3 protein-coding genes are annotated in these 6,966 nt (G+C 71.7%); 2 read left to right on the top strand and 1 reads right to left on the bottom strand.

Annotated features, from left to right (window positions below):
• A partial coding sequence (locus AB0I32_RS02965; protein WP_357502670.1) for a DUF222 domain-containing protein occupies nt 1–501 on the bottom strand: 501 nt, incomplete at its 3' end.
• A gap of 363 nt (nt 502–864) precedes the next feature.
• On the opposite strand from AB0I32_RS02965, the gene AB0I32_RS02960 reads away from it, so the two are divergent.
• Entirely contained in the window at nt 865–1,458 is a 594-nt protein-coding gene (locus AB0I32_RS02960) for a glyoxalase superfamily protein (RefSeq protein WP_357502668.1), read from the top strand.
• A 538-nt stretch (nt 1,459–1,996) separates the two neighbouring features.
• Entirely contained in the window at nt 1,997–6,937 is a 4,941-nt protein-coding gene (locus tag AB0I32_RS02955; protein ID WP_357502666.1) for a fibronectin type III domain-containing protein, read from the top strand.
• Nucleotides 6,938–6,966 lie beyond the last annotated feature (29 nt).

Here is a 6,966-nt window from a genome sequence, read left to right as displayed (position 1 = left end):
GGTGTGCCCGGTGCGGGTATCGATCAACCACGCCAGCGCGTCGGTGCGGGTCTCGCTCGTGGGGGCGACCTCGGCCATCACGCGGGCGTGGTCCATACCCAGGGTTCCCGCGACGAGCCGTTCCCGGGTGACGGGGAGGGCGGTGGTGAGGCGGCGCGCGATCGTCATGTCCTTGCCCGCCGTGGACGCAGAGATCCCTTCACGCAGACGCAGCCAGGTCGTGAACGTGCGGGCCGTGCCACCCGAGCGCCACGAACCCTCGTCCTCGATCCGAGGCAGCAGGGTGTAGCGGACCCCGTCCAGCCGGCCGGTCAGCCGACGGATCCGGGTATGTGCGTCGGCCAGGCGGCTGATGCTCGGGGCGTCCCAGCCGGTCAGGGTCTCGAGGTCCGTGAGGGCGGTGAGGTGGTCGATCTCGTTCTCGATCCGGGCCAGGGTCTTCTCGATCGAGACCGCAGCAGGCAGACCGGCGGCGGTGCCACTGTTCGTCGTCTGCTCCACCCTGCCCACCCCCGCCCATCTCGACGCTCGCCTCTAGTACTCACTTCCTCGGTGCATCTATTATCTCGAACACTCGTGCGGTCTGCTGGGTGGATTTCAAATCTGTGGATAACCCTTCGAGGGTCGCGACGGACCCGACCACCCATCCCGAGACCCTGCGAGCGCACGCCGCCGGGTGGGCCGGGCGCTGGCTTGCTAATCTCTACCCGGGCACTCGATGGGCCTGCCGCCCGCGCCGAGATGATCGGTCCGGTGAACGCATCGACAAAGACCTCCTGTCAGCGGTTCTCGTGCCTACCACGGTGCCCCGGACGGCAATGCGGGCACCGGCCACGCTCACGGCACCGGGATGGCGATGAACTCGTGGACCTGACACTTACCGACGCCAAGACGGCCGCCCGTGCGCTGCGCAGGACGCTCGCCGCCTCCGATGTCACCATCAGCCACAGCCGCTCGCTGGAGATCGTGGCCGCACAGCTCGGTTTCGCCGACTGGAACACTGCGTCCGCGCGGCTGCCTGCAGGGCCGTCAGCGGCGCCGTCAGCGGCGTCGCCACCGGGGCCGTCGGCCACGCCGCCCGGCGCCGCGGCGACAGGCTTTGGGGGCGTCGTCCCGGTGCTCCGTGTCCAGGACGAGGCGCGCGCACGTGAGTTCTACGTGGACTATCTCGGGTTCGGCGTCGAGTGGGAGCACCGTTTCGAGCAGGGGATGCCCCTCTACCTGCGGATACGCCGTGGCCAGGCGGTGCTGGACCTGTCCGAGCACCACGGCGACGGCACGCCGGGAACGGTGGTCTGGGTGCCTGTCACCAGCGCTGACGGGCTCCACGCGGAGCTCTCTCGCCGACCGCATGCGCGGCTGCGGCCCGGCATCGACCGCGATGCTCCGGGCGGGCCCACCATCGAGCTCGTCGATCCGTTCGGCAACGTGCTCCGGCTGTGCGAGGCGACCGGCTAGCACCGTGTGGATCGGCTGCTGGCCGACCGGCTGACATCGAGCCGATTCCGACCGGGGCACTGCCGCGTGCGGGGCTCGTCGGCGAGATCAGTCCGCTCGTTCACTCGTGCCTGGCGGGGCCCGCGGACGGCCCGGGTGCGAGCCCGGCTACGGATGGGGAGAGCGGCGGGCGGCGCCGCACGGCTCGGGCTCGGCGTCCGCCGGGACCCCGCGCCCGGCGGGCGCCGGGGCCTTCGACGACGCGGTCATCCGGCCGCACCACCGCCCCTGACTGACTCTTTACAACCTCGGGCGTGCGCGGCAAGATGACTGCTTGGCCGGAATTGAATCCATTTAATCCCTGCCGATCGGCCCCAACGCCGGGGCTTGTCCGGTCCGGTCCGACTCGACGACGAGACGACAAGGTGATCCCATGCTGCAGCTTCGATGGCGCACTGCCGCCATGCTAGAAAGCGCTTTCCGCCGAGGTTCGAGAGCCCCGGGTCCGAGCGCGCTGGGTTCAAGGGCACTGCCGCAGGCCCGCCCCGTCCGACCGGTCGTGGCGGGTCTGGCCGCCGTGGCGCTCGTACTGCCGCTCGCGTCCGCGATCACGGCCGCGGCAGCACCCGTCCCGCCGACGTCGGTGCGCGTCGCGCACGCCGCGCCCGGCGCGCTCGGTCTCCGCTGGAACGCGGTCCCGGACGCGACGGGCTACGTCCTGACCCGGAGCGATACGCTCGACGGGGAGTACACGGAGATCGCGCGCACCGATGCGCGGACCGTGTTCGCCACCGACGCGGGGGCCGACACCACCGAGGTCAGCTACTACCGCGTGCGTGCGATCGGCGCCGACGGCGAGTCCGCGCCGTCCGCCGCCGCCGTCGGGACGCTGGTCGGCGACGGGGTTCCCGAGCCGACGTTCCCCGAGAGCGGTGTGCTCACCCTCGACCTGGGCAGCGGTGCCGTCGCCGCGGGCGCGACGGGCATCGACGCCGACACCAGGTACGGCGTCGACCAGCGGATCGGCTTCGTCGATCCCGGCCAGGTCACCGCCACCGACCGCGGCGGCGCGGACGCCCTGCGTTCCGACTTCGTCACCGTCGGTGACACCGAGCTCGTCGCCGACCTGCCGAACGGCGACTACCGGGTGCGCCTGATCGCGGGCGACGCGCAGGGCGCCACCGACATCGCCCTCACCGCCGAGCAGATGGTCAAGGTCCAGCCGACCCAGCGGCCCGCCGGCGAGTACCTCGAGATGGAGTTCGACCTCGCGCTCGTCGACGGCCAGCTCAACCTCGAGCTCTCCGGTGGTGCCGCGAACCTTGCCGCCCTGACCTTCACGCGGACGTCGCCGCGCGCTGCGGGGCCGAAGCCCACCGTCTACCTCACCGGCGACTCGACGGTGCAGACGTACGACCAGTTCTGGGCCCCGCAGGCCGGCTGGGGCCAGATGATCGAGAGGTTCCTGTCCGACGACGTGGTCGTCGCCAACCACTCCATCGGCGGCAGGTCGTCGAAGAACTTCATCAGCCAGGGCCGCCTCGACGCGGTGCTGACGCAGATCAGACCGGGCGACTACCTGTACGTGCAGTTCGGCCACAACGACAACTCCTACGGCGTCGACGACCGCTACGCGGCGCCCGCCGACTACCGCAACTACCTCCGCACCTACATCGAGGGCGCCCGCCAGCGCGGGGCCACGCCGATCATCGTCACCCCGGTCTCGCGGCGCAGCTACGACGCCGCCGGGCAGGCGAACGTCTCGTTCCCGCAGTACGTCGAGCAGGCGGCAGCGCTCGCGGCGGAGACCGGTACGCCGCTGGTCGACCTGTCGGCCTCCAGCCGCCAGTACCTGACCGAGATCGGCGCGGAGGAGGCCAAGTCGGTCTTCCTGCACGTCCCGGCAGGCGTCTATCCGAACCGGCCCAACGGCACGGCCGACGACACCCACTTCCAGGGCTACGGGGCCATCCAGATGGCCCGTCTCGTCGCCCGCGACACTGCTGAGCTGGACATACCGCTCGCCGGTGAGGTGGTCGACGCCGAGCCGCCCGCCGCCGTCCCCGAGCCGCCGTCCGGCGTGGTCGCCGGCAGCATCACCGCCTCCGGCGCCACGCTGAGCTGGACGGAGGCCGACGGTGCCGACATCTACCGGGTGTACGCGAAGGCCGCCGCCGCACCTGAGTCGGACTTCGCCCTGGCGGCCACGTCCACGGTCGGCCTCGCGAACCTCACCGGCCTCGCCGAGGGCACTGCCTACGAGCTGCGGGTGGTGGCGGTCAACGGGCGTGGCGAGTCCGCGCCGTCGGACGTCGTGACGTTCACGACCAAGGCCCCGCTGCTCCGGTTCGACGTCCAGCTCGCCGGGAACCCCACGAAGGCCGGCTACACGGCCCTCGACCAGAACACCCTCTACACCGAGCAGCTGGGCTACGGCTTCACCTCGGCCACCGGCCCGGGCGGGCGGGACCGCGGGGCCGGCGAGGAGGGCCTCAACGACCTTCAGCGCGACTTCCTGCTGCCGAGCGCCGCGACGTCCCTGCGGTTCGACGTCCCGAACGGGACCTACGCCGTCGAGGTGATCTGGGGTGACCGGACCGGCACCGCACGCCTCGGCGTCACGCTCGAGGGCGTCAACCACGGCACCGCCAACGCCCCGCGCGGCGGCACGTCGAGCAAGGTGATCGAGCCCGTCGTCGTCACCGACGGGCACATCGACCTCGTCGCCGACGGCTGGCTGAACGGCCTGCAGATCACCTCGCTGCTCTACGCGCCGACGGCGCTCGTCGCCGGCGAGGTCGACATCGACGGCGCCGACGTCTCCGTGCCCCTGACGTGGGAGCCGGCGCGCGACGTCGCCGGCTACCGCGTCTACCGCCAGGCGGACGGCGCGGCCGAGCCGACGGCGCTCACGGACGTCACGGACGCCGCGTACGTCGACACGACGGCGGACGTCGGCCTCCGGTACACGTACACGGTCGTGGCGCTCGACGCCGCGGGCAACGAGTCCGTCCCGTCCAACGCGGTGGAGCTCACCACGGTCGACCCCGACGTGCCCACCGCTCCGACGCCGTCGGGCCTCGCGGTGGCCGACGTCGAGAAGCACGCCGTCTCGCTCGCCTGGGAGCCGGTGGAGGGCGCGCTGTTCTACCACGTCTACCGGACCGACAGGTCGGGCGAGCAGCTGCTGCTCGCCCGTACCGCCGAGCCCGGGTACGTCGACACCGACGTGCTCACCACGGTCGAGTACACCTACGCGGTCGCCGCGGTGAACGCCGGTGGTGTCTCCGAGCTCTCGGACACCGTCGTCTCCGCCGCCGTGACGAACCTGTCCCGGCAGACCGAGCGCATCGGGCGGCAGCCGGTCGCCATCGCGAGCCCAGGATCGGGCACAGGATCGGGCGCAGGGGAGGGCACGGACGGCGTCCACCTCGGCTGGCGCATGCAGGGCGACGACCCGCAGGACGTCGCGTTCCACGTCTACCGCGACGGCGAGCGGATCACCGACGCGCCCCTGACCGGCGCGACCAGCCTCCTCGACCCGGACGGCACCGCGGACGCCACCTACCGGGTGGCGACCGTCGCCGACGGGATCGAGCACTGGGCCACCGGCGAGTTCACGCCGTGGGACGGCCAGACCCTGGACATCCCGCTCGACAAGCCGGCCGACGGCACCACGAAGGACGGCCAGCCGTACACCTACTCTGCGAACGACGCCTCGGTCGCGGACCTCGACGGCGACGGCGAGTACGAGTACGTCGTCAAGTGGTACCCGTCCAACGCGAAGGACAACTCGCAGGCCGGCTACACGGGCAACACCTACCTCGACGCCTACGAGCTCGACGGCACCAGGCTGTGGCGCATCGACCTCGGCCGCAACATCCGCTCCGGCGCGCACTACACCCAGTTCCAGGTCTTCGACTACGACGGCGACGGGCGGGCCGAGGTGGCGATGAAGACCGCCGACGGCACCACCGACGCCGGCGGGACGGTCATCGGGGACGCCCGGGCGGACTTCCGGACGTCGGCCGGCTACGTGCTGTCCGGGCCGGAGTTCCTCACGGTGTTCGACGGCGCCACCGGCGTCGCGCTCGACACCATCGACTACGTGCCGCCGCGCGGCGACGTCGGCTCGTGGGGCGACGGCTACGGCAACCGCGTGGACCGGTTCCTCGCGACCACCGCCTACCTCGACGGGGAGCACCCGTCGATGGTGTTCAGCCGCGGCTACTACACGCGTGCCGTGATCGCGGCGTTCGACTTCGACGGCGAGGAGCTGACCCAGCGGTGGGTGTTCGACACCGACGTCGCGGGTGACCAGTACCGCGGCCAGGGCAATCACGACATGCAGACCGCCGACGTGGACGGCGACCAGAAGGACGAGATCGTCTTCGGGTCGATGACCATCGACGACGACGGCCAGGTGTTCGTCAACACCGGGCTCGGGCACGGCGACGCCATGCACGTGTCGGACTTCGACCCGGCGCGACCGGGGCTCGAGCAGTTCGCCGCCCACGAGAGCATGGCGCAGTCGGGCAACGCGGGGGCGACCTTCCGGGACGCCGAGACCGGGGAGACCATCTGGTCGATCCCTGCCACGCGGGACACGGGCCGCGCCGCCATGGGCGACATCGACCCGCGGCACGACGGCGCAGAGGGCTGGGCGGTCGGCGGCGACGCCGCGTGGAACTCGCCGGTCGGGAAGGTCGTCTCGTCCTCGACGGGCGAGGTCCTCTCGGAGAGCATCCCGGCGGCGAACTTCCTGACCTTCTGGGACGGGGACCTGCTGGCCGAGATCGGCAACCACGACTGGGACGTCGCGACCTCGACCGGCGTGCCGACCATCGCGAAGTGGGACCACGAGAACGGCCGCGAGGTGGAGCTCTACCGGGCCGAGGGCACGCTCTCGAACAACAGCACGAAGGGCACGCCGTCCCTCCAGGCGGACCTCTTCGGCGACTGGCGGGAGGAGCTCGTCACCCGCACCGCGGACTCGACGGCGCTGCGGATCGCGACCACGGTCATCCCGACCGAGCACCGCCTGCGGACGCTCATGTCCGACCCGCAGTACCGCACGGCCGTGACCTGGCAGAACACCGGGTACAACCAGCCGCCGCACACCTCGTACTTCATCGGTGCGGGGATGGCGACGCCGCCGGTGCCGCGCCTTGCGTACACGAGCGCGGCAGCGGACGCCGAGCGCGTGCCGGGTCCTGCGCGCGGTGTGCCGGGCAAGGTCTCGGTCCATGTCGAGGACGCCGAGGACGGTCGGATCGAGGTCGAGGCCCGGATCGCCTACGGCGCCAACGCGCAGCGCATGGCGCTGCTGGTCGACGGCGAGGTGGTGCGGACGGTCGAGCTGGTGGACCGCACGCCCAGGAAGCAGGAGGCGACGCTCGCGGTGACCGGCGTCGGTCGGGGCACGCACCGGATCGCCGTCGTGGCGACGAACCAGCACGGCGAGACGTCGAGCAAGGAGGTGCGGGTCCGGATGCGCTGATCCGTAGCCGGCGACCGGCCATCGGCGAC

This window comes from Promicromonospora sp. NPDC050249, from assembly GCF_040656015.1.
Lineage (GTDB): Bacteria > Actinomycetota > Actinomycetes > Actinomycetales > Cellulomonadaceae > Promicromonospora.
This window is presented reverse-complemented; position numbering and strand designations above follow the sequence as displayed.